The sequence below is a fragment of the Bacteroides sp. AN502(2024) genome, from assembly GCF_041227145.1.
In the GTDB taxonomy this organism is placed as follows: domain Bacteria; phylum Bacteroidota; class Bacteroidia; order Bacteroidales; family Bacteroidaceae; genus Bacteroides.
On the sequence record NZ_JBGFSP010000003.1, the window covers coordinates 240,717 to 263,392 of the forward strand.

Sequence of the window (22,676 nt, forward strand, 5' to 3'; positions counted from 1 at the left end):
AGTCATAAGAACGCTAATCTTACATAACTTAATTAACAACTTTATGAAAACAAATCTTAGTTCTCAGATCAGTCTCCACCGGGTCTCCCCCAGATACTACAGACCGGAGAATGCATTTGAAAAATCAGTCTTGACAAGACTCGAGAAAATTCCTACAGACATCTACGAATCCGTAGAAGAAGGTGCTAATTATATTGCGCGCGAAATAGCACAAACCATACGCGAAAAACAAAAGGCAGGACGTTTCTGTGTATTGGCACTCCCCGGAGGTGATTCACCCAGACACGTATATACCGAACTTATCCGTATGTATAAGGAAGAGGGACTTAGCTTCCGCAATGTGATCGTATTTAATATGTATGAGTATTATCCACTGTCTCCCGATGCAGTCAACAGTAACTTCAATGCTTTGAAGAGTATGTTGCTGGATCACATCGACATCGACAAACAGAATATATTCACTCCCGATGGAAGCATTGCCAAAGATACCATCTTCGAGTATTGTCGTCTGTACGAACAACGCATTGAAAGCTTTGGAGGTATCGATATTGCTTTGTTGGGTATTGGTCGTGTAGGTAACATTGCGTTCAACGAACCGGGTTCCCGACTGAACTCTACCACTCGTTTGATTTTGTTGGATAATGCATCACGCAATGAGGCATCCAAAATTTTCGGAACGTTGGATAATACTCCGATCAGTTCTATTACAATGGGTGTATCCACTATTCTTGGTGCCAAGAAAGTGTATCTGCTTGCATGGGGGGAGAATAAAGCAGCCATGATCAAAGAATGTGTGGAAGGTGCGATTACGGATACAATTCCTGCTTCTTACCTACAAACTCACAACAATGCACATGTGGCTCTCGATCTTTCAGCAGCCATGAACTTAACACGTATTCAACGTCCGTGGCTGGTAACTTCTTGCGAATGGAATGATAAACTAATCCGTAGTGCTATCGTTTGGTTGTGTCAGTTGACCGGCAAACCGATTCTGAAGTTGACAAATAAAGACTATAACGAAAACGGTTTGAGTGAACTTCTGGCACTTTACGGTTCTGCGTACAATGTAAACATCAAAATCTTCAATGATTTACAGCACACTATTACCGGATGGCCGGGTGGCAAACCTAATGCTGATGACACCTACCGTCCGGAACGTGCAAAACCGTATCCGAAACGTGTAATCATCTTCTCTCCGCATCCGGATGATGACGTTATTTCGATGGGTGGTACGCTTCGTCGCTTGGTAGAACAGAAACATGAAGTACACGTAGCTTACGAAACTTCCGGCAATATCGCCGTTGGGGACGAAGAAGTAGTTCGTTTCATGCATTTCATCAACGGATTCAACCAGCTCTTCAATAATAGCGAAGATTTGGTTATCAATGAGAAATATGCAGAAATACGTAGATTCCTGAAAGAGAAGAAAGATGGTGATATGGACAGTCGTGACATTCTGACTATCAAAGGTCTGATTCGTCGTGGTGAAGCCCGTACAGCTTGTACTTATAATAATATACCATTGGAACGATGCCACTTCCTAGACTTGCCGTTCTATGAAACAGGTAAGATTCAGAAAAACCCGATCAGTGAAGCAGACGTGGAAATCGTACGTAACTTGCTTCGTGAAGTGAAACCTCATCAGATTTTCGTTGCCGGCGACTTAGCCGACCCACATGGAACTCACCGTGTATGTACAGACGCTGTATTTGCAGCTGTCGATCTTGAAAAAGAAGAAGGTGCCAAATGGCTGAAAGACTGTCGTATCTGGATGTATCGTGGTGCGTGGGCTGAATGGGAAATCGAAAATATTGAAATGGCAGTACCCATCAGTCCGGAAGAACTTCGTGCAAAACGTAACTCTATCCTGAAACATCAGTCGCAGATGGAAAGTGCTCCGTTCCTGGGTAACGACGAACGTTTGTTCTGGCAACGTAGCGAAGACCGTAACCGTGGTACAGCTACTTTGTATGATAAGTTAGGACTGGCTTCTTACGAAGCAATGGAAGCATTTGTAGAATACATTCCTTTATAAGAATAATATTCTTAATTAAGAGAATATAAAACAATGAAAGAAGAGTGGGAAGTTTCGATACTTCTCGCTCTTTTTTTGTTATTTTTGCGGGAGAATTCACCACAGAAGAAAGGAGGACATGGAGGTTAAATCTATGAAGCGATATAAAATGGTTGTTCATAATAACTCTGTGTCCTCTTTTCATCTGTATTGAAAATGAGAATAAAAGCATTGAATAATGAAAAAAATAATAGTGTTCCTTCTATGCCTTACTGTAAGTGCTAATTTTCTTTTCGCTCAAGATATTGAAAGAAATGTAAAAGAACGGCTGACGGATTACTTCAAAAAATATACCGCAACAGCCAAAATCAGCACTCCTAAACTGAACAGTTTCGATATAAATTATGATCGCAAGACAATTGCAATCTATGCATCGGAAAGTTTCGCCTATCAGCCTTTCCGTCCGGAAACTGTAGAAAACATTTATAATCAAGTTAAAAAACTGCTTCCGGGCCCTGTTCATTATTATCAGCTCACTATTTATGCAGATGGAAAACCTATTGAGGATTTGGTACCTAATTTCTACCGGAATAAGAAAAAGGATAAGGAACGGTTATCTTTAAATGTAGATTATAAAGGAGCTCCCTGGGTGAAAAACATTTCACGCCCCTATGAAATTTCACGCGGATTGCAAGACCGTCATATCGCAATCTGGCAAAGCCATGGCAACTATTTCAAAAATGATAAAGACGAATGGGGATGGCAACGCCCTCGATTATTCTGCACCACGGAAGATATGTTCACTCAATCTTTCGTTCTTCCATACGTGATTCCCATGTTGGAGAATGCTGGAGCGATTGTTTATACTCCCCGTGAACGGGATACGCAAAAAAATGAGATCATTGTAGATAATGACACTCCCAACGCTTCCCTTTATTTGGAAGTGGGTAGCAAAAAAACTAATTGGACAAATGCCCCGGTAAGAGGCTTTGCTCAAAAGAAAACGATCTATAAAGAGGGAGAAAATCCTTTCACTGATGGGAGTTGTCGTTTTATTCCAACACAAAGAAAGAAAAAGAAGAATAAAGACCAAGTATTTGCCGAATGGGTCCCCACTCTACCGGCAACAGGCAAGTATGCTGTTTATGTTTCTTATCAGACACTCCCCAATAGTGTAAGCGACGCTAAATATCTGGTATTCCATAACGGAGGAGTAACCGAATTTAAAGTTAATCAGAAAATAGGTGGAGGCACATGGGTTTACCTCGGAACTTTTGAATTCGATAAAGGGAACAACGATTACGGCATGGTAGTACTTAGCAACGAGAGCAGCGAACATGGAGTTGTATGCGCTGATGCAGTACGTTTTGGAGGTGGAATGGGAAACATTGCCCGTGGAGGAAGAACCAGCGGGCTGCCCCGTTATTTGGAAGGAGCACGCTACTCTGCGCAATGGGCGGGAATGCCATACGAAGTATATGCAGGACGTAAAGGTGAAAACGACTATACAGATGACATCAATACACGCTCCAACGCTATCAATTATTTGTCGGGCAATTCTGTCTACAACCCGAAACAATCGGGTTTAGGCGTACCTTTGGAAATAGCGATGTCGTTGCACAGTGATGCCGGATGCAGCAAGACTGATGAGCTTATCGGATCGCTCGGTATCTATACCACCAATTTCAATAATGGAAAGCTGAATACAGGAACGGACCGGTATGCATCACGTGATTTAGCCGATATTCTACTCACACAGATTCAAAAAGATGTTTATTCAAGTTACAGCATCCCTTGGACACGCCGCAGTATGTGGAACCGAAATTACAGTGAAACACGTCTCCCGGCTACGCCTTCTACGATTATCGAACTGCTCTCCCATCAGAACTTCGCAGATATGCAGTTTGGGCATGATCCGAACTTCAAGTTTACAGTGGGACGAGCCATTTACAAAGGTATTTTGCAGTTCATTACCAGCCAGCATGATAAAGAATATATAGTTCAGCCCCTGCCAGTCAGCAATTTCGCCATTCAATTCGGAAAGAAAAAAAATACGCTGGAACTTTCATGGAAAGGCGAAGATGATCCACTAGAACCGACTGCACGCCCACGAGAATACATCGTATATACACGCATCGGTTATGGAGGCTTTGACAATGGAACCTTAGTCAGCAAAACGTCCCACACCGTTAAAATAGAACCGGGGCTCGTTTATTCATTCAAAGTGACTGCCGTAAACCGCGGCGGGGAAAGTTTTCCCTCCGAAATCCTTTCCGCTTATAAAGCCAAACGCGAACAGGAAAAGGTAATTATCATCAATGGCTTTGACAGGATCAGCGGTCCGGCGGTCATTAATACTTCTGATAAAGCAGGATTCGATTTATCACAAGACCCCGGAGTTCCATATATATCAAACATTTCGTTTTGCGGAGCACAAACAGGTTTTGACCGTACACAAGCTGGAAAAGAAGGGAAAGGCAGCCTGGGACATAGCGGAAACGAGTTAGAAGGAATGAAAATAGCAGGGAATACATTCGATTATCCTTTTATTCATGGAAAAGCGATTCAGGCAGCCGGCAAATATAGTTTTGTGTCATGCAGTGACGAAGCAGTAGAAAACGGATTGGTTACGTTAGAAGATTATCCGGTGGTAGATTATATTCTGGGACTGGAAAAAGAAGATCCCGCAAATAAAGCGTACTACAAGACATTCTCCTCGGCTATGCAACGAATTATGACCAGTTATTGTCAGTCGGGAGGTAATCTATTTGTCAGCGGTGCTTATGTAGGAAGTGATATGAGCGGCACACAAGGCAACCGGGAGTTTACAGAGAAAATACTGAAATATGGTTATCAAGGTAGCCTGACGGATAAAAGTTCGAACCAGATTAAAGGATTAGGGCGCACAATCACGATCCCACGCCTGCCCAACGAGAACAGTTATGCGGTTCCTGCAGTGGATTGTATTGTTCCCGTAGATACTGCCTTCCCCGTATTTACGTATGCCCCCGGTAATCAGAGTGCAGGTATTGCCTACAAAGGAAACTACCGTACTTTTGTATTGGGTTTTCCTTTTGAAAGTATCCAGTCGGAAGCGGATCGGGCAACCATGATGGCAGGCATCCTGGGATTCTTTACTCAAAAATAAAAAATATCCTTTTTTTTAGTCCGTTTTTCTTTTTAAATTCTATCTTTGCTACTATAATAACCTTTAAAAGTAAAAGACAATGTATACTATACAAGCAAATCCCAGCGGTACACGCAGCATAGAAGTATCCGATGAAAACCTGAGAACAATTGAAAAATATGCGCTATTCCGTCATCTTATCGACAGTACCGGTATTGTAGATGAGGCCGTTCTGGATAAGTTGAAACTTAATATCCGATCCCTTATCGCCAGTCAGGAGGAAGACAGTAAAGACTTGCTGGACCTTTGTATCGATGTGATTTATCACAATAACATGAAGGCATTCGGCTTGCAACAGCTTATCAAACTCTATCTTACCTGGCTATCCAGTCCGGAAGTGGAAGAAAAAGAGGAATAATGATTACGGTAGACACCCGAGGAATAACGGCATACAGTCCGCTGATTCCTGCAATAAAAGCTATGTGCACTGCTTCTCCGGGCGAAACGATAGAGATTATCATGAGCCATGCCGATGCGTTTCAGGATCTAAAGGAATATCTGTCCGAGAAAGGTGTCGGGTTCCGTGAAATCTATGACGGAGAACAAATGACATTACAGTTCACAATCAACGGGAAGTTTAAAAAAAACTCCCAATGATTGAAAGAGAACTTCCCAATGAATGAAGTTAAACATCCCAATGAATAAAAAAATCATTGGGATGTTTTTTTATTATCTCTATCTTTGCATCATGAAAGAATATCGATTAACCGACTGGTTACCCACTACCAAGAAAGAAGTAGAACTTCGCGGATGGAATGAATTAGATGTCATTCTATTCAGTGCTGATGCTTATGTGGATCATCCTTCTTTTGGTGCTGCCGTTATCGGACGCATTCTCGAAGCGGAAGGTCTGAAAATAGCTATTGTTCCCCAACCTAACTGGCGTGACGATCTGCGTGACTTCAAGAAATTAGGACGTCCACGGCTATTCTTCGGTATTTCAGGTGGATGTATGGACTCTATGGTCAATAAATATACCGCTAACAAACGACTACGCAGCGAAGACGCTTATACTCCGGACGGACGAACGGATATGCGTCCGGAATACCCTACCACGGTTTATAGCCAGATACTAAAGAAACTCTTTCCGGATGTTCCGGTAGTCATCGGAGGAATCGAAGCTAGTTTAAGGCGATTGAGCCATTATGATTATTGGCAGGACAAAGTGCAGAAGAGTATTTTGTGCGACAGTGGGGCAGATCTACTCATTTACGGAATGGGGGAAAAGCCTCTTCCAGATCTGGTGAAGAATATGAAAAGTCTGCTCACTGCTGAAGAGGCGGTACTGACAAGTAACAAATTCAGAACAATGATCGGTTCTGTACCCCAAACAGCCTATCTTTGTCGTGCAACAGAATGGACACCTGCCGAAGATGATCTTCAACTTTATTCACACGAAGAGTGTCTGGCTGATAAAAAGAAACAGGCTAGCAATTTCCGACATATCGAAGAAGAATCCAATAAATATTCGGCTTCCCGAATCACGCAAGCCGTCGGAAACAAGATAGTAGTAGTCAATCCTCCATATCCTCCGATGAGTCAGGAAGATCTCGATCATTCGTTTGATTTACCATATACCCGGTTACCTCACCCCAAATATAAAGGGAAACGGATTCCAGCTTATGATATGATTAAGTTTTCCATCAACATTCATCGGGGATGCTTTGGTGGCTGTGCTTTCTGCACCATTTCCGCCCATCAGGGAAAGTTTATTGTCAGCCGCAGCAAAGAGTCTATACTGAAAGAGGTAAAAGAGGTGATTCAGTTACCCGATTTCAAAGGATATTTAAGTGATTTGGGTGGTCCTTCCGCTAATATGTATCAGATGAAAGGGAAAGATGAAGCTATTTGCAAGAAGTGCAAACGACCATCGTGTATTCACCCGAAAGTCTGTCCGAATCTAAATACCGATCACCGCCCTCTACTGGATATTTACCATGCTGTGGATGCCTTGCCTGGAATCAAGAAATCGTTTATCAGCAGCGGTGTACGCTACGACCTGTTACTTCATCAAAGCAAAGATGAAGCAATCAACCGCAGCACTGCCGAATATACCCGCGAATTAATAGTCAATCATGTGAGTGGCCGGTTAAAAGTAGCTCCGGAACATACCAGTGACCGGGTATTATCTATAATGCGCAAACCTTCTTTTGAGCAATTTGAAACATTCAAAAAGATATTTGATCGTATCAACCGGGAAGAAAATCTGCGTCAACAACTGATTCCGTATTTTATCTCTTCACATCCCGGATGCCACGAAGAAGATATGGCGGAGCTTGCCGTTATCACTAAACGTCTGGACTTCCACTTGGAACAAGTGCAGGACTTCACTCCTACTCCGATGACAGTGGCTACCGAAACTTGGTATAGTGGACTCCATCCATACACGCTAGAACCCATATTCAGTGCGAAAACCCAACGGGAAAAACTTGCACAACGCCAATTCTTTTTCTGGTATAAACCGGAAGAACGGAAAAACATCATCAATGAGCTGAGACGTATCGGACGTCCAGATTTGATAGACAAGTTGTACGGAAAGAAAAGATAAATTCTTTAAGAAGGGCTTTTCATTGCAAAGCCACAATCTCCTGCAACACACTGACTGCCGTCTCCACATTGGTAACATTCTTAATCAACATACTCCGTCTACCGCTCTGTTCACGCAAATCACAACGACGGGTATATTTCATCATATAATCTATCACTTTACCAAAAGCCTTACTTTGATAGAACGGACTATCCGGATTGGAAACAAAGAACAAGGTCATCCGTCCGCCTTTCAGGAAGATTTTCTCTGCACCCAAACGAGCTGCAAGACGACGTAAAGGCACAATACGGAGTAGTTCTTCCGTTTCCCGGGGAACCGGTCCGAAACGGTCTTCGAGACGGGCACGGAAAGATTCCACCTCTTTGTCCAATGTCAGTCCATCCAGTTCACGATAGAGCAACATGCGTTCGCTGCTGCCAGTTACGTAATTGGCGGGTAATAATAGTTCGAGGTCGCTTTCTACCTGACACTCGTCTACAAACTCTTCTCCACTAATTTGTCCTTCCCCCTTGATTTCATCCGCATACAGTTCTGCAAACTCATCTGTCTTCAACTCATGGACAGCTTCGGTTAGAATTTTCTGATATGTCTCATATCCCAAATCGGCAATAAATCCACTTTGCTCGGCTCCAAGCAGATTTCCGGCTCCACGGATATCCAAATCCTGCATAGCGATATGAATACCACTTCCCAGATCACTAAAGTTCTCAATCGCTTGAAGACGTCGTTTTCCTTCAGCAGTCAAACTACTTAACGGAGGAGCCAGCAGATAACAAAAAGCTTTCTTATTGCTGCGTCCTACCCGTCCACGCATCTGATGGAGATCGCTCAATCCAAAGTTTTGTGCCTGATTGATAATGATAGTGTTGGCATTCGGAATATCAATACCACTTTCAATGATTGTGGTAGCTAAAAGTACATCATAGTCATAGTTGACAAAATCCAGAATAATCTTCTCCAGCTCTGTCGGTTCCATCTGTCCATGTCCAATTGCGACACGGCAATCCGGGATATGACGTTCGATCATCGCCTTCAATTCCGGCAAGTTCGCAATTCGGTTATTGACAAAGAAGACTTGACCATTGCGGCTCATCTCAAAATTGATGGCATCCGTTATCACTTCTTCATTAAAAGTATGTACTTCTGTCTGAATCGGATAGCGGTTAGGTGGCGGAGTAGAAATCACACTCAAGTCGCGTGCACCCATCAATGAGAATTGAAGGGTACGGGGAATCGGAGTAGCAGTCATAGTCAGTGTATCCACATTCACTTTCAACTGACGCAGTTTTTCTTTTACGGAAACTCCGAACTTCTGCTCTTCGTCAACAATCAGCAATCCCAAGTCTTTAAACTGAACATCTTTACCCAGAATACGGTGGGTACCTATCAGAATACCTACATCTCCATCTTTCAATCCCTTCAATACAGCCTTAGTCTGTGCGGCAGTACGTGCACGGCTTAAATATTCCACCCGGCACGGTAACCCTTTCAGACGCTCACGAAAAGTCTGAAAATGCTGGTAAGCAAGCACTGTTGTCGGAACCAGAACAGCTACTTGTTTATTATCGGCAACGGCTTTGAAAGCCGCACGGATCGCTACCTCGGTTTTTCCAAATCCTACATCTCCGCAAATCAGACGATCCATCGGACGGTCACTTTCCATATCTGCCTTGACATCAATCGTTGCCTTGCTCTGATCCGGTGTATCCTCATAAATAAAGGATGCTTCCAGTTCACGCTGCAAGAAACTATCGGGACTGTAAGAAAAGCCTTTCTCCTGACGACGTTGCGAATACAATTTAATCAAATCACGGGCAATATCCTTGATTTTACTCTTCGTACGTTCTTTCAGTTTCTCCCATGCACCTGTACCTAATTTGTTAAGGCGGGGAGCCTCTCCTTCTTTACCTTTATATTTGGAAACCTTATGCAAGGAATGAATAGAAACGAACACCACATCTTCATTTTGAAACACCAGTTTCAAAACCTCCTGCGTAGTATCACCATTCGGAATGCGTACCAAGCCGGCAAAACGTCCGATACCATGATCTGTATGCACCACATAGTCCCCCGGAGTGAACTGGTTCAGTTCTTTCAAAGACAGTGCCACTTTTCCCGAACGGGCTTTATCACTTTTCAGATTATATTTATGAAAACGATCAAACAACTGATGGTCTGTGAAGATACAGAGCCGCAATGTGTTATCTACAAAACCTTCGTGAATGGTACGTTCTACTGAAGTAAAATTAATCTTATCACCCCGAGCCTCAAAAATCGCTTTGATACGATCTGTTTGCTTCATGCTGTCACTACAGATATAAAGCGAATAGCCATTTTCCAGATACCCCTTGAAAGAAGAAGCTACCAGATCGAAATTTTTATGAAAGATAGGCTGGACAGATGTATTGAAAGTAACGCTGGCATGGGGCGTTCCGGTCGGTTTGTTACCGAATTCCAACCGCCGGAAATCAAGTGCCCGTACAGAAAACTCATTACCATCTATCAATTTCCCTTCCAATGTAATGCCACCGTTCTCTTCAGCTTCCTGAACGGCTATTGCCTGTGGGGTCAGCGCCTCATCACGTACCACCTGAATCCGTTCGCGTAACCAAAGAAAATCGCGCATTGCCAAGATAGTCTCTTTCGGAATGAAATCCAGAAAAGAAGTCGTTACATCACCTGTCACCGCCAAATCGGGAACAATAGACACTCCATCTTTCTTCTCACGGGATAATTGAGATTCCACTTCAAAGGTACGGATACTTTCCACTTCATCACCAAAGAAATCGATGCGATAAGGATATTCCGAAGCAAAAGAGAAGACATCGATAATACTACCACGAACAGCATATTGTCCCGGTTCATATACGTAGTCTACATATTCAAAACCATAACTATGCAACACATCGGTAATGAAAGTGGTATCCACTTTCTCTCCTACATTCAGTTTCAGCGTTTTATTACTCAATTCCTTGCGCGACACCACTTTCTCCGCCAATGCATCCGGATACGTAACAATACATAATCCCTCTTCCCCTTTTTGCAAACGGGTAAGTACTTCTGTACGCAAAATCTCATTGGCCGCATCTTTTTGTCCGTACTTGATGGAGCGACGGAACGAAGATGGAAAGAACAATACTCTTTCCGTACCCAATATCTGTGTCAAGTCATGATAGAAATATCCGGCCTCTTCAAGATCACCTAAAATAAATACAAACGGGCAACTACCCTCTTGCACCAGTACGGAAGAAAAAAGAGAAGCGGCGGATGCACACAGTCCTCCGCAAAAAATAGTCTGAACGGAAGTGTCCTTCAACAAGCGCTTCATTACTGCCATATTGGGGTGGGCAGCATATTGTTGTTGCAACTCAGTTATTGTCATACCTATAAAATTTCCCCGCAAAATTACAAAAAAGATGGGAGTATGCACCCAAAGAACAGAAGTATTATAATAAGGTATCTACCGTCTTATTCCGAATGAAGCATGAAACACGTTAAATTTTCCTTAGTTCCGCTATAACTAAAGGAAAAAGAACTACTTTTGTTTCTAAATTTTATAGTATCTATATGCAGACATCGGATAGCATTGTAATTATTCCTACCTATAATGAACGGGAGAACATAGAAAATATCATCCGTGCCGTTCTCGGCTTTCCCCAAGTATTCCATATTCTGGTCATAGAAGACGGCTCTCCGGACGGAACGGCAACTATCGTAAGAAAACTGCAACAAGAATTTCCCGAACGGCTTTTTATGATTGAACGTAAAGGAAAACTGGGACTGGGTACTGCTTACATTACCGGATTTAAATGGGCACTGGAGCACGCATACGAATATATTTTTGAAATGGATGCAGACTTCAGTCATAATCCGAATGATTTACCCCGCTTGTATCAGGCTTGTTCGGAACAAGGAGGAGATGTATCCATCGGTTCTCGTTATGTCAGCGGAGTGAATGTAGTAAATTGGCCGATGGGACGGGTATTGATGTCATACTTCGCCTCTAAATATGTGCGGTTTATCACCGGAATACCTGTACATGACACCACTGCCGGATTTGTTTGCTACCACCGTCAGGTATTGGAAACAATCAATTTAGATCATATTCGTTTTAAAGGATATGCCTTTCAGATTGAAATGAAATTCACTGCTTACAAGTGTGGTTTCAAAATCATCGAGGTTCCCGTTATCTTCATTAATCGTGAATTAGGAACTTCTAAAATGAATAGTAGCATCTTTGGAGAAGCCATATTTGGTGTGATAAAATTAAAGGTTAATAGTTGGTTCCACAAATTCCCACAAAAGAAATGAAACGTACGCTGATTCAAAACGCCGTTATTGTCAACGAAGGAAGAAAAGTTCCGGGTTCTGTAGTAATCGAGAACGAAAAAATAGCCGAAATATGGGTCGGTGAAGAAAACGCGACTGCCCCCTGTGACGAGATCATAGACGCAACCGGATGTTATCTTTTGCCGGGTGCCATCGACGAACATGTGCATTTCCGCGATCCCGGACTGACTCATAAGGCAGATATCACCACAGAAAGTCGTGCTGCGGCAGCAGGAGGTGTCACCTCTATCATGGATATGCCCAATACCAATCCGCAAACGACTACATTGGAAGCTTTGGAAGAAAAATTTACTCTGTTAGGTAAAAAGTCGGCTGTCAACTATTCCTGCTATTTCGGAGCAACGAATAATAACTATATTCAGTTCGCACAACTGGATAAACACCGGGTTTGTGGAGTGAAGTTATTTATGGGGTCAAGCACGGGCAATATGCTGGTAGACCGGATGGTCAGTCTGCGTAATATATTCGATGGAACCGATCTGCTCATCGCTGCTCATTGCGAAGATCAGGGAATTATCAAAGAAAATACGGATAAATATAAGAAAGAATACGGAGACTATGTGCCTTTGGCTCTTCATCCACTCCTCCGTTCGGAAGAGGCTTGCTATCGTTCGTCCGAACTGGCAGTGCAGTTGGCACGTGAGACAAACGCCCGCCTGCACATCATGCATATTTCCACAGCTAAAGAGCTGAGCCTGTTTTCTAATAATGTACCTTTGGTAGAAAAGAAGATCACGGCAGAAGCCTGTGTTTCTCATCTGCTTTTTACGGAAGAGAACTATCAGACACTGGGTGCCCGCATCAAATGCAACCCTGCCATTAAGACAGCGCAAGACCGGAAAGCTTTGCAAGAGGCTGTCAATAGCGGTTTGATTGATGCTATTGCCACAGATCATGCCCCACACTTACTTTGCGAAAAAGAAGGCGGTGCTTTAAAAGCAATGTCCGGAATGCCGATGATTCAGTTCTCACTCGTCAGCATGTTGGAGTTGACAGAAAAAGGAGTGTTTACTATCGAAAAAGTAGTAGAAAAGATGGCTCATGCTCCTGCGCAAATGTATGAAATACAAAACAGAGGATTCATCCGCAAAGGTTATCAGGCCGACTTGGTACTAGTCCGTCCCGGAAGCGAATGGACGGTAACAGCCGATTGTATTCTTAGCAAATGCAAATGGAGTCCATTAGAAGGACACACATTCAACTGGAAAGTAGAGAAAACATTTGTAAACGGACACCTGTTATATAACAACGGAGAAATAGACGAGACTTATCGTGGACAGGAATTAAGATTCAGATAAACAGCTGCTCGTCTTCAACAAGCCTATGAGTACCATTTTATCAAATAAAATACATACAGTCACCCCCTACATCAACTGGATTTACTTTTTCCACGCATGGGGTTTCCAGCCGCGTTTTGCCGCCATCGCCAACATCCACGGATGTGATGCCTGTCGTGCCTCGTGGCTGACAACTTTCTCGGAAGAAGAACGTAATAAAGCTTCCGAAGCAATGCAGCTATTCAAAGAAGCCAACCGGATGCTAGATCTGCTTGACCGGGATTATGAAGTAAGGAGCTTATTCAAGCTTTGCAAAGCAAACTCTGACGGAGATAACCTGATTATTGAAAAAGAAAAAGACCGATTCATCACTTTTCCTTTACTGCGCCAACAAACCCCGAAAAGAGATGGCAGTCCTTTTCTTTGTCTAAGTGACTTTATCCGCCCGATATCTTCCGGCATCCCGGATACCATCGGTGCTTTTGCCTCTTCCATTGATGCGGACATGGAAGAACTGTACGAACAGGACCCCTATAAACATTTGCTTGTCCAAACCCTCTCCGACCGACTGGCAGAAGCAGCAACAGAAAAGATGCATGAGTATGTGCGCAAAGAAGCATGGGGATATGCCAAAGACGAAAATTTAAGCATAGCGGATTTATTGGTCGAAAAGTATCAAGGCATCCGACCTGCTATCGGCTACCCGTCCTTACCGGATCAATCTGTCAACTTCCTGTTGGATGAACTATTGGATATGAAACAGATAGGCATTTCACTGACCGAAAACGGAGCTATGTACCCGCACGCTTCTGTTTGCGGACTTATGTTTGCGCATCCTGCTTCCGAATACTTCTCCGTCGGAAAGATTGGACAAGACCAACTCGAAGATTATGCCCGTCGCCGGGGAAAAAGTATCGAAGAAATGTGTAAGTTTTTGGCAGCCAATCTTCAATAGTCCTTATTCTCCTGTGATTTTTCTCCTTTTCTCACGACTAACTAACCAGAAAAGTAATCATAGATTCCATGATAGAACAAACAACGGAGGTTAGCACCTCTATTGAGCAAGAGTTTTTATCAGTGATCTGCGAATATGAACGTGTGATCTACAAGGTATGCTATCTGTATGCCAATTCCAATGCTCCTCTCAATGATCTGTATCAGGATGTGGTATTAAACCTTTGGAAAGCCTACCCTAAATTCAGAAAAGAATGTAAGATTTCCACCTGGATTTACCGCATTGCCCTCAATACCTGTATCAGCTTCTATCGCAAAGAAAAGAATGTGCCGGAAATAGTCAGCCTCACCAAAGATACCAACTGGATCATAGAAGCACACGACCCGATCAACGAAATGCTGAAACAGCTCTATCAGAGGATTAACCAACTGGGACAGCTCGACAAATCAATTATCCTGCTTTATCTCGAAGACAAGAGTTATGAAGAAATAGCAGAAATCACCGGACTGACGGTTACCAATGTAGCAACCAAATTAAGTCGTATCAAAGACAAACTGAAAAGAATGAAAAAGGAGGAATAAGATATATGGAACTGGAAGAACTGAAAAAATCTTGGGATGCCCTGGATGAACATTTGAAAAACAAAAAGTTCATCAAAGAAGAAGAATTTGAAAAGCTTATAAGGCATGCGGACAAAAGTATCCATTCCATTGCCAGCCTGAACATCAAGCTTATTCTGATTTCTCTGCCGATACTGATCTTATTTTTAGCGGAGGTACTGTTGCACAACAGATTGAACCCGATCTATATCATTATCATTTTCGCATGGATTCCTGCCCTTTGTTGGGATATTATCACCACCCGTTTCCTCCAACGGACTCGAATAGACGAGATGCCCTTGGTAGAAGTGATCAGCCGCGTGAACCGTATCCATCGATGGACCATCAGCGAACGATTGATTGCTATCACCTTCCTCCTAGTCCTGGCTATACTTTCATTTATCTACTGGCAAGTGTGGCAGTATGGAATAGAGATGATCGTTTTCTTCATCCTGTTATGGGGAGGAGGACTGGGCTTGATCTTATGGATTTACCACAAGAAATTCTTAAATCGTATCCACGAAATCAAAAAGAATTTAAGCGAACTCCACGAATTAATGTAAAAGAATCGAAGGAGTGTGCTTACCCCACAACGGTAAGCACACTTTTTCCATTCATTTTCTTATGTACCTGTATTTGGACAGAAATCCGTTCACTCATCTCCTGCACATGAGAGATGACTCCTATTTTTCGTCCCTGCATCTGTAATTGTTCCAATGCTTCCATGGCCGTACGCAAACTTTCCGCATCCAAAGAGCCGAAACCTTCATCAATAAAAAGAGATTCAACTTTTAGATTATTACTTGACAAGGAAGACAAACCTAAAGCCAGTGCCAAAGAAATCAGGAATGATTCGCCTCCGGAAAGAGAATATACAGTCCGTATTTCATCACACATATCGCAGTCTATCACCTGAAGAGCCAACGTATCGGGTACCTGCTGTAGCTTATAACGTTTAGAGAGGTAAGACAAATGTTTATTGGCATGAAGCAGCAACAAATTCAAAGTATAACTTTGAGCAATCACTTTAAATTTCGCTCCATCCGCACTACCAATCAGTTTATTAAGCTTCGCCCAACGCTCAGCAACAGTCTGTTTCTCTGCCAGTTCCTTCGCAATCTGCTCCGCAGTCACCTTATTTTTAGCTTGTTGCAGCAGACAGGCTTCCATAGTAGAAAGGGCACGTTCGGTATTAAGATTTTCTTCCTGTTGCTTCTTTATTATTTCAGGAAGCAGTTCGGGAGACTCTATCTTTTTATACTGTTCCTGCAACTCTCCTATAGCCAGTGCTATTTGCTTCATCTCTCCTTGCAAACCGGAAAGCCTATTGTGTACTGCCTCTACTTCTTTACGCGCTTTCTCCAAAGCGAGATTCAGTTCTTTCTCTCTTTTTGCAACGACAGCCTCCGCTTCATCCGCACTTTTTCCTTTTAATAGCTGCGAACGCTCCTGACGAAGCACATTCAGTGCTTTTTCTATCACTTCAAATCTCTTTCGTTCGGCCGAAGCAGCATTCTGTAAGATTATCAGCTGTTCTTTGGCAGACGATACTTTCTGCGCAGCCAAACAACAAAGAGAAACATTTTCCCGAAAGGCTTCACAATGTGCGCGCATCTTTTTAATTTCTTCATCGCCACGCTGCCATTCTGTGTATAGAGTACGATATTCCAAAATACGTTCCGCCAGCTCCGCCAAACGATGTTGTATCCGTTCTTCGTTTCCAGCTTCAATCCCTACTTTATATAATGCTGCCAGCTGTTCTCCGATCTGTCCGTCCACCGTTTTTTGATGCGCCAAATCACGTTGCAGGGCAATGCTCCGGTTATTCATCTGCTGACAGTTGGTTGTCGCTGCATTATATTCCTGCTCTATACTCCGAAAAAGAGTATCTACCACCTCCTGATTCTGATGATAAGGATGTTCCGTGCTACCACAGACCGGACAAGCCTCCCCTTCCTGCAATTGCCGGCGCAATGCTTTTACATCTTTTCCCACTGCCATACGTGCATTTTCGTAAAGACGTTGAGTAACCTTCAATGCAGCTTCTTGCTCCGTCAATTGTTTCAGACAACCGGTCACTTCTTTCTCCAACCTTTCTATTTCCGCCTTTGCTTTCATCTGCGTTTCCGTTAATTGCCGGATATTCTGCTGACGAGCCAACTCTTTTTGCAACCTCACCTGCTCTTCGACCAATAACGGATATCCGAAAGAATTTAAGCGCAACAAACGTTCTTCATTCGTACTTGTAGCGACAGCCAGTTTACCTTCTTCTTGCCGTAGAATCTCTTCCACCTGTTCTAGTTGCAGTGCATCTTCTATCCCTACATGGCTTAACAAGCGATTCAGAGAAGAATAAGAAACCTGTAATTGTTCCGTAGCCACCCGCATTTTTTGTTCCTGCTCCGCTACCTGGCTGTTAGCTGCCTGTAACATCTGTTGCGACTGCATATAGCTGCTTTGTTGCGACTGTATCTGTACATCCAATTGACGCGCTTTCTTCAGATCCGGCTGTATGGCCTCCCATTGTGCCTTAAAATGCACCAGTCCTTCCTCCTGAGAAGCCAGTACCCCCTGCAGTACCTTCTCCCTAGTCTGCTCCTCCTGTTCTTCCTGCAACTTTTTCTTCCAAAGCTCTTCCTGTATTTTTAATGAACGAACCACATTCAGTTGTTCATTCTGTTCTGCCAGTAGTTTAATCCCTCCTGCACGCTTTTCTGTCAATAGTTCTTTCTCTTTTTGCAAAGCAATCAGTTCTTCTTCCGGCATCAATTCGATCACATTCATTCGATTCTGAATCAAGGTCACCTCCTCTTGTGCCGCCTTATTCCGAGCATAAACCTCTTGAGAAATCCGAGAATAAACACCGGTTCCTGTCAACTTCTCCAGTAATTCCGCTTTCGCCGCCCCTTTTGATTTCAGAAATGTAGCAAAATCATTTTGTGCCAATAATACTGTACGAGTGAACTGCTCATACGTCAGACCAACCAACTCTACCAACCGAATCAACAGTTCTTTCTTGGTACCTTGAAATTCCTTCTCTGTATCCAGTGCTTTCACTTCTATCGTTTGTGGCTGCAAAGAACCATTTATCTTGTTTCTTGTCCGCCTCACTGACCAACGAGAACGGTAACGCCATCCGTCAATACCTAGAAAATCGACTTCCGCATAACCGTCACTTGTCCCTCGGCGCAACAAATTTCTAACATCAGACTGATTAATCTGATTGTCTCCTACATCTGACAGGTTCACATTTTCCACTGAAGTAGTGAAACGGGGAGCCTTATCATACAATGCCAGACATAAAGCGTCTAATAAAGTAGACTTACCTGCACCGGTAGGTCCTGAAATGGCAAAGATACCCGCAGAATGTAATGGTTCTGTCATAAAATCCACCTCTACCGTCCCTTCTATCGAGGTCAGATTCTTCAATCGTATAGCTAGTATTTTCATTCTTCTCCCTCCTCTTCTTTACGGGTAACAGCCCAATAGGCCTCTTTAAACAAATTCGTAAGTTCTACAGGCATTTCCACCTGATAAATCTTCTCAAAGGCAGACTGTGCAATCTGTAAGGGAGACATCTCCTGCAACCCCCTCTTCCAGTTTTCATGTTCTTTCACCGTACTTCCGATATCAGTGCGATAGGTAGAAACAATACGAGCCAACCGATAGTTTTTATCTGCCAGTACCTCTTCAATCTCCTGTCGAAGCATGGGTTCCGGTTCCTCCAACAATACCTTCACTTCCAGATATGGAGCTACAGCTTCTGTCTCCGGCAGTTCTCTCAAGGCTTTCAAGATAACTTCCGCTGAAGCGGGTTCTCCATTCGGAACACTCACCAAAGGTATTAATTTTTGGCATTCCAACCGTTCTATATCCACCACACATCCTCCATCAAAAGTCACCATCACAACTCCATGATGATAATGTTTCTCGGCAAAAGACATCGGAATGGGGCTTCCGGCATATCTCACATTCTCTCTTCCAGACACTCGCTGCGCTTTATGTATATGTCCCAATGCCGTATAAGCTATCTGTTCGGAAAAAGCTCCCGGAGATACACATTCCAATCCGCCAATCACTGTACGCTCGCTATAATCCTTCTCTGCAATCTCCGATCCTATTGCCTGTAAATGACCGATGGCAAGAATCGCCTGATCCGATGTCCTCCGCTGCCATAATCTTTGCAAAAGTTGTGCATAAAGTTCGCGCACTCCCTCCGCATACGGGTTGCCCTCCGTTTGCACGACCGGATAATCTCCCTGACGCAAAAAAGGAACCGCCATGCAAAGCAACTCAACGTCCCCTTTCCGGTTCTTCAGTTCCACAGTCAAATGATCATAATCGATTTCTCCACCTTCGAGCTTGCGAACTACCCCTCTGACTTCCGTCCGCATAGCTTGCAACAGAGGCAAAGGAGCTTCCAGACGTCCTGCCGAATCATGGTTACCTGCAACAATGACAATCTGCAAATACGGATTCTCTGCTGTCACCCGATAAATAAACTGATAATACATGCTTTGAGATGCAGCGGAAGGATTGGAAACATCAAAAATATCTCCGGCTACAATCAATGCATCAATCTCTTTCTGACGAATTTCTTCTGCCAGCCAATTCAGGAAAACTTCATGTTCTTCCGTTCGATCATAACCGAAAAAAGTTTGTCCCAAATGCCAGTCGGCAGTATGTAATATACGTATCATAATTTTGTAACTATCTCTAATAACAAAAAACAAAAATAACACAATCGAAAAGATTATATCACATCCACTTCCCTTTTTTAGCAATAATCATGTATATTTGCAAAATAAAAATCCAACCCTATGAAGATTCTGTATTATATTTATCAGATTTGCATCGCTTTACCTATTTTATTAGTGCTGACCATCCTCACGGCAATCGTCACTATTGTAGGTTCTCTCTTGGGAGGAGCCCATTTCTGGGGATATTATCCGGGAAAAATATGGTCACAATTAATTTGCCTGTTCCTATTGATTCCCGTGAGAATTGAAGGACGTGAAAAGTTGCATGACAAAACGTCCTATATTTTCGTACCTAACCATCAGGGAGCATTCGACATTTTCCTTATTTATGGCTTCATCGGAAGAAATTTTAAGTGGATGATGAAAAAAAGCCTGCGCAAACTGCCGTTCGTAGGAAAAGCTTGTGAAAGTGCAGGACATATCTTTGTAGACAGAAGCGGTCCTAAAAAAGTGTTAGAAACGATCCGACAGGCAAAAGACTCATTGAAAGACGGAGTTTCTCTCGTTGTCTTTCCCGAAGGAGCACGCACATTTACAGGACACATGGGATACTTTAAAAAAGGAGCTTTCCAGCTGGCAGATGATTTACAGCTGGCGGTTGTACCCGTCACGATTGACGGTTCATTCGAAATCCTGCCACGCACAGGCAAATGGATACATCGACATCGCATGATTCTGACGATTCATACCCCTATTCCTCCCAAAGGGAAAGGGATGGAAAATATCAAAGCAACCATGGAAGAAGCGTATGTTGCAGTTGAGAGTGCCCTGCCGGAACAATACAAGGGAATGGTGAAAAATGAGGATCAAAACTGATAAGACTGAAATTACTTATTTGTTGAAGCATTTTGTTCCAAGCGTTGATGTTCTTCTATCAACTTCATATTTTCTCTTGCTTTAGACAAGAACTCCCTTACCAGCTTATTATCTTTAAAAGAATAAGGAGCATCCTTGATTATATCGTCAATCTGAGGAGTCATAATAGGATAGGGTAAAGAGCTGCAAAGCATCATAAATACACTAGGTCCCAACACATTTTCATAATTATCGGAGATGAACGTTTTCACATATTGATTCATTTCTTTCATCAATGAATCTCCTTCCACTACCAGCTGACCATGAATTTCATCCAGATCACCTCCATCCAATACCATACGGGTTTCCTTCTGCTCCAGTTCACCTATGCTTTCTTCCAACTGGTTTCTTTTGCTGATAAATTCATACAACGCATTATTCAAAGAGGTTCCGATTGCCTTCAGGTCCGTATTGCTAATAGTCACTGTTATCTTCCCACTTTCCAGCACAATCGGCATAATACTTTCTTCATCCATATACAGTGTTACCATCTGTACGGAATCAATTTTCCCTTTCATTGAGAACAAACCATGCACCACCTCGGCAGAATCTAGCTTCACCCACTCTCCATCACGCAGGGATTTAAGATACAGCATCTTTCCATCCAAACTATTCACAGAAGAAGTCCCTTCAATCTTGTACTTACTGGTGCAAGAAGCCCAAAACGGAAGCAAAAGCAAAAAAGGCAAAATTTTATTCACGTTCATCTATTCATTGATTCTAGGCACAAAGGTACAACTGATTCAGAATTCAATGAAACATTTTATCAATATTTAAATCTTGTAAGACTCTTTTCTTTAATAATCCTTATAAACATAAGTGTAAAGCTATATTTTTCATTTAGTTTATCTAATTTTGCAGACATGAAAAAAGCTACTTTTGCCCCCTTTGCTAAACCGCTTTATGTAATGGTAAAGCCTGTAGGTGCCGTATGCAATCTTGCATGCGAGTATTGCTATTATTTGGAAAAGTCCCACCTATACAAAGACAATCCGAAACACGTAATGAGCGATGAACTTTTGGAAAAGTTTATCAACGAGTACATAAACTCACAAACCATGCCGCAGGTGCTTTTCACCTGGCACGGAGGAGAAACGCTGATGCGACCGCTCTCTTTCTATAAGAAAGCAATGGAACTACAAAAGAAGTATGCCCGCGGACGGACGATCGACAACTGCATCCAAACCAACGGGACTATGCTCACCGATGAATGGTGTGAATTCTTTCGTGAAAACAATTGGCTGGTAGGAGTCTCTATCGATGGCCCCCAAGAGTTTCATGACGAGTATCGCAAAAACAAAATGGGAAAACCCTCTTTTGTAAAAGTGATGCAAGGCATCAATCTTTTGAAAAAACATGGGGTGGAATGGAATGCGATGGCGGTCATCAATGACTTCAATGCCGACTATCCACTAGACTTTTACCATTTCTTCAAAGAAATCGGTTGTCAGTATATCCAATTCGCCCCCATTGTTGAACGTATTCTCTCACATGAAGATGGTCGTCACCTCGCTTCTCTTGCAGAAAATAAAGCCGGAACTCTCGCCGATTTCTCGATCACTCCGGAACAATGGGGCAACTTCCTTTGTACTCTTTTCGACGAATGGGTGAAAGAAGATGTAGGCAAATACTACGTACAAATATTCGATTCGACTTTGGCAAATTGGATGGGCGAACAACCCGGTATATGCACTATGGCAAAGATCTGCGGTCATGCTGGTGTGATGGAATTCAACGGAGATGTTTATTCTTGCGACCACTTTGTATTTCCCGAATATAAATTAGGTAATATTTATAGTAAGACACTGGTGGAAATGATGCATAGCGAGCGGCAGCACAATTTCGGAAACATGAAATATCAGTCTCTGCCTACCCAATGCAAAGAATGTGAGTTTCTTTTTGCCTGCAACGGAGAATGCCCCAAAAATCGTTTCAGCCAAACGGTTGAAGGCGAACCAGGATTAAATTACTTATGCAAGGGATATTACCAGTTCTTTAAGCATGTAGCTCCTTACATGGACTTCATGAAAAACGAACTGATGAATCAACGTCCGCCTGCTAATATCATGGAAGCACTGAGAAACGGAGATTTAAAAATTGAATACTAACCAATCATATGTTGTAATTTTAT

Annotated in this window: 15 protein-coding genes; 11 read left to right on the top strand and 4 right to left on the bottom strand. The window is 42.8% G+C overall.

Going from position 1 to position 22,676, the window contains the following annotated elements:
* The first annotated feature begins 43 nt into the window (after positions 1–43).
* The 5 genes from AB9N12_RS01030 (at position 44) to AB9N12_RS01050 (ending at position 7,749) form a co-directional block, all read left to right on the top strand.
* Positions 44–2,035: a glucosamine-6-phosphate deaminase gene (locus AB9N12_RS01030; protein ID WP_369889086.1), complete on the top strand. Its 1,992-nt coding sequence runs from the start codon at positions 44–46 to the stop codon at positions 2,033–2,035.
* 217 nt (positions 2,036–2,252) lie between these two features.
* Entirely contained in the window at positions 2,253–5,162 is a 2,910-nt protein-coding gene (locus AB9N12_RS01035; protein WP_369889087.1) for a xanthan lyase, read from the top strand.
* Between the two features lie 79 nt (positions 5,163–5,241).
* Positions 5,242–5,559 (top strand): hypothetical protein, encoded by a 318-nt coding sequence (locus AB9N12_RS01040; RefSeq protein ID WP_369889088.1) that lies wholly within the window; start codon positions 5,242–5,244, stop codon positions 5,557–5,559.
* A complete protein-coding gene (locus tag AB9N12_RS01045) occupies positions 5,559–5,798 on the top strand; it encodes a sulfurtransferase TusA family protein (protein WP_369889089.1) in 240 nt (79 codons plus the stop codon). Before AB9N12_RS01040 ends, AB9N12_RS01045 begins: the two co-directional genes overlap by 1 nt.
* A gap of 91 nt (positions 5,799–5,889) precedes the next feature.
* Entirely contained in the window at positions 5,890–7,749 is a 1,860-nt protein-coding gene (locus AB9N12_RS01050) for a YgiQ family radical SAM protein (protein ID WP_369892777.1), read from the top strand.
* Between the two features lie 19 nt (positions 7,750–7,768).
* Here the strand turns inward: AB9N12_RS01050 and mfd are convergent, their stop codons facing one another.
* The gene (gene mfd, locus AB9N12_RS01055) at positions 7,769–11,131 is read right to left on the bottom strand and encodes a transcription-repair coupling factor (RefSeq protein WP_369889090.1); all 3,363 of its coding nucleotides are present in this window, start codon (positions 11,129–11,131) and stop codon (positions 7,769–7,771) included.
* A gap of 185 nt (positions 11,132–11,316) precedes the next feature.
* On the opposite strand from mfd, the gene AB9N12_RS01060 reads away from it, so the two are divergent.
* The 4 genes from AB9N12_RS01060 (at position 11,317) to AB9N12_RS01075 (ending at position 14,912) form a co-directional block, all read left to right on the top strand.
* Positions 11,317–12,060, top strand: coding sequence for a polyprenol monophosphomannose synthase (locus AB9N12_RS01060; RefSeq protein WP_369889091.1), 744 nt, complete (start codon positions 11,317–11,319; stop codon positions 12,058–12,060).
* Positions 12,057–13,397 carry a dihydroorotase gene (locus tag AB9N12_RS01065; RefSeq protein WP_369889092.1) on the top strand — a complete coding sequence of 447 codons (1,341 nt, stop codon included), beginning with the start codon at positions 12,057–12,059 and terminating at the stop codon, positions 13,395–13,397. Before AB9N12_RS01060 ends, AB9N12_RS01065 begins: the two co-directional genes overlap by 4 nt.
* Positions 13,398–13,422: 25 nt before the next feature.
* Positions 13,423–14,331, top strand: coding sequence for a vitamin B12 dependent-methionine synthase activation domain-containing protein (locus AB9N12_RS01070; protein WP_369889093.1), 909 nt, complete (start codon positions 13,423–13,425; stop codon positions 14,329–14,331).
* A gap of 68 nt (positions 14,332–14,399) precedes the next feature.
* Positions 14,400–14,912, top strand: a complete 513-nt coding sequence (locus AB9N12_RS01075; RefSeq protein WP_369889094.1) for an RNA polymerase sigma factor — start codon at positions 14,400–14,402, stop codon at positions 14,910–14,912.
* A 600-nt stretch (positions 14,913–15,512) separates the two neighbouring features.
* On the opposite strand, the gene AB9N12_RS01080 is transcribed toward AB9N12_RS01075, so the two are convergent.
* Positions 15,513–18,380 carry an AAA family ATPase gene (locus AB9N12_RS01080; RefSeq protein ID WP_369889095.1) on the bottom strand — a complete coding sequence of 956 codons (2,868 nt, stop codon included), beginning with the start codon at positions 18,378–18,380 and terminating at the stop codon, positions 15,513–15,515.
* Positions 18,377–19,630 carry an exonuclease SbcCD subunit D gene (locus AB9N12_RS01085; RefSeq protein WP_369889096.1) on the bottom strand — a complete coding sequence of 418 codons (1,254 nt, stop codon included), beginning with the start codon at positions 19,628–19,630 and terminating at the stop codon, positions 18,377–18,379. Before AB9N12_RS01085 ends, AB9N12_RS01080 begins: the two co-directional genes overlap by 4 nt.
* A gap of 120 nt (positions 19,631–19,750) precedes the next feature.
* Here AB9N12_RS01085 and AB9N12_RS01090 point away from each other — a divergent pair, with 120 nt between their 5' ends.
* Complete coding sequence (locus AB9N12_RS01090; RefSeq protein ID WP_369889097.1) at positions 19,751–20,506, top strand: lysophospholipid acyltransferase family protein; 756 nt, start codon at positions 19,751–19,753, stop codon at positions 20,504–20,506.
* Between the two features lie 11 nt (positions 20,507–20,517).
* Here AB9N12_RS01090 and AB9N12_RS01095 read toward each other — a convergent pair whose 3' ends face one another.
* Positions 20,518–21,252 carry a DUF4369 domain-containing protein gene (locus AB9N12_RS01095; protein WP_369889098.1) on the bottom strand — a complete coding sequence of 245 codons (735 nt, stop codon included), beginning with the start codon at positions 21,250–21,252 and terminating at the stop codon, positions 20,518–20,520.
* Between the two features lie 156 nt (positions 21,253–21,408).
* Between AB9N12_RS01095 and AB9N12_RS01100 the strand changes: the two genes are divergently transcribed.
* Positions 21,409–22,653 carry an anaerobic sulfatase-maturation protein gene (locus tag AB9N12_RS01100; protein ID WP_369889099.1) on the top strand — a complete coding sequence of 415 codons (1,245 nt, stop codon included), beginning with the start codon at positions 21,409–21,411 and terminating at the stop codon, positions 22,651–22,653.
* The last annotated feature ends 23 nt before the right edge of the window (positions 22,654–22,676 follow it).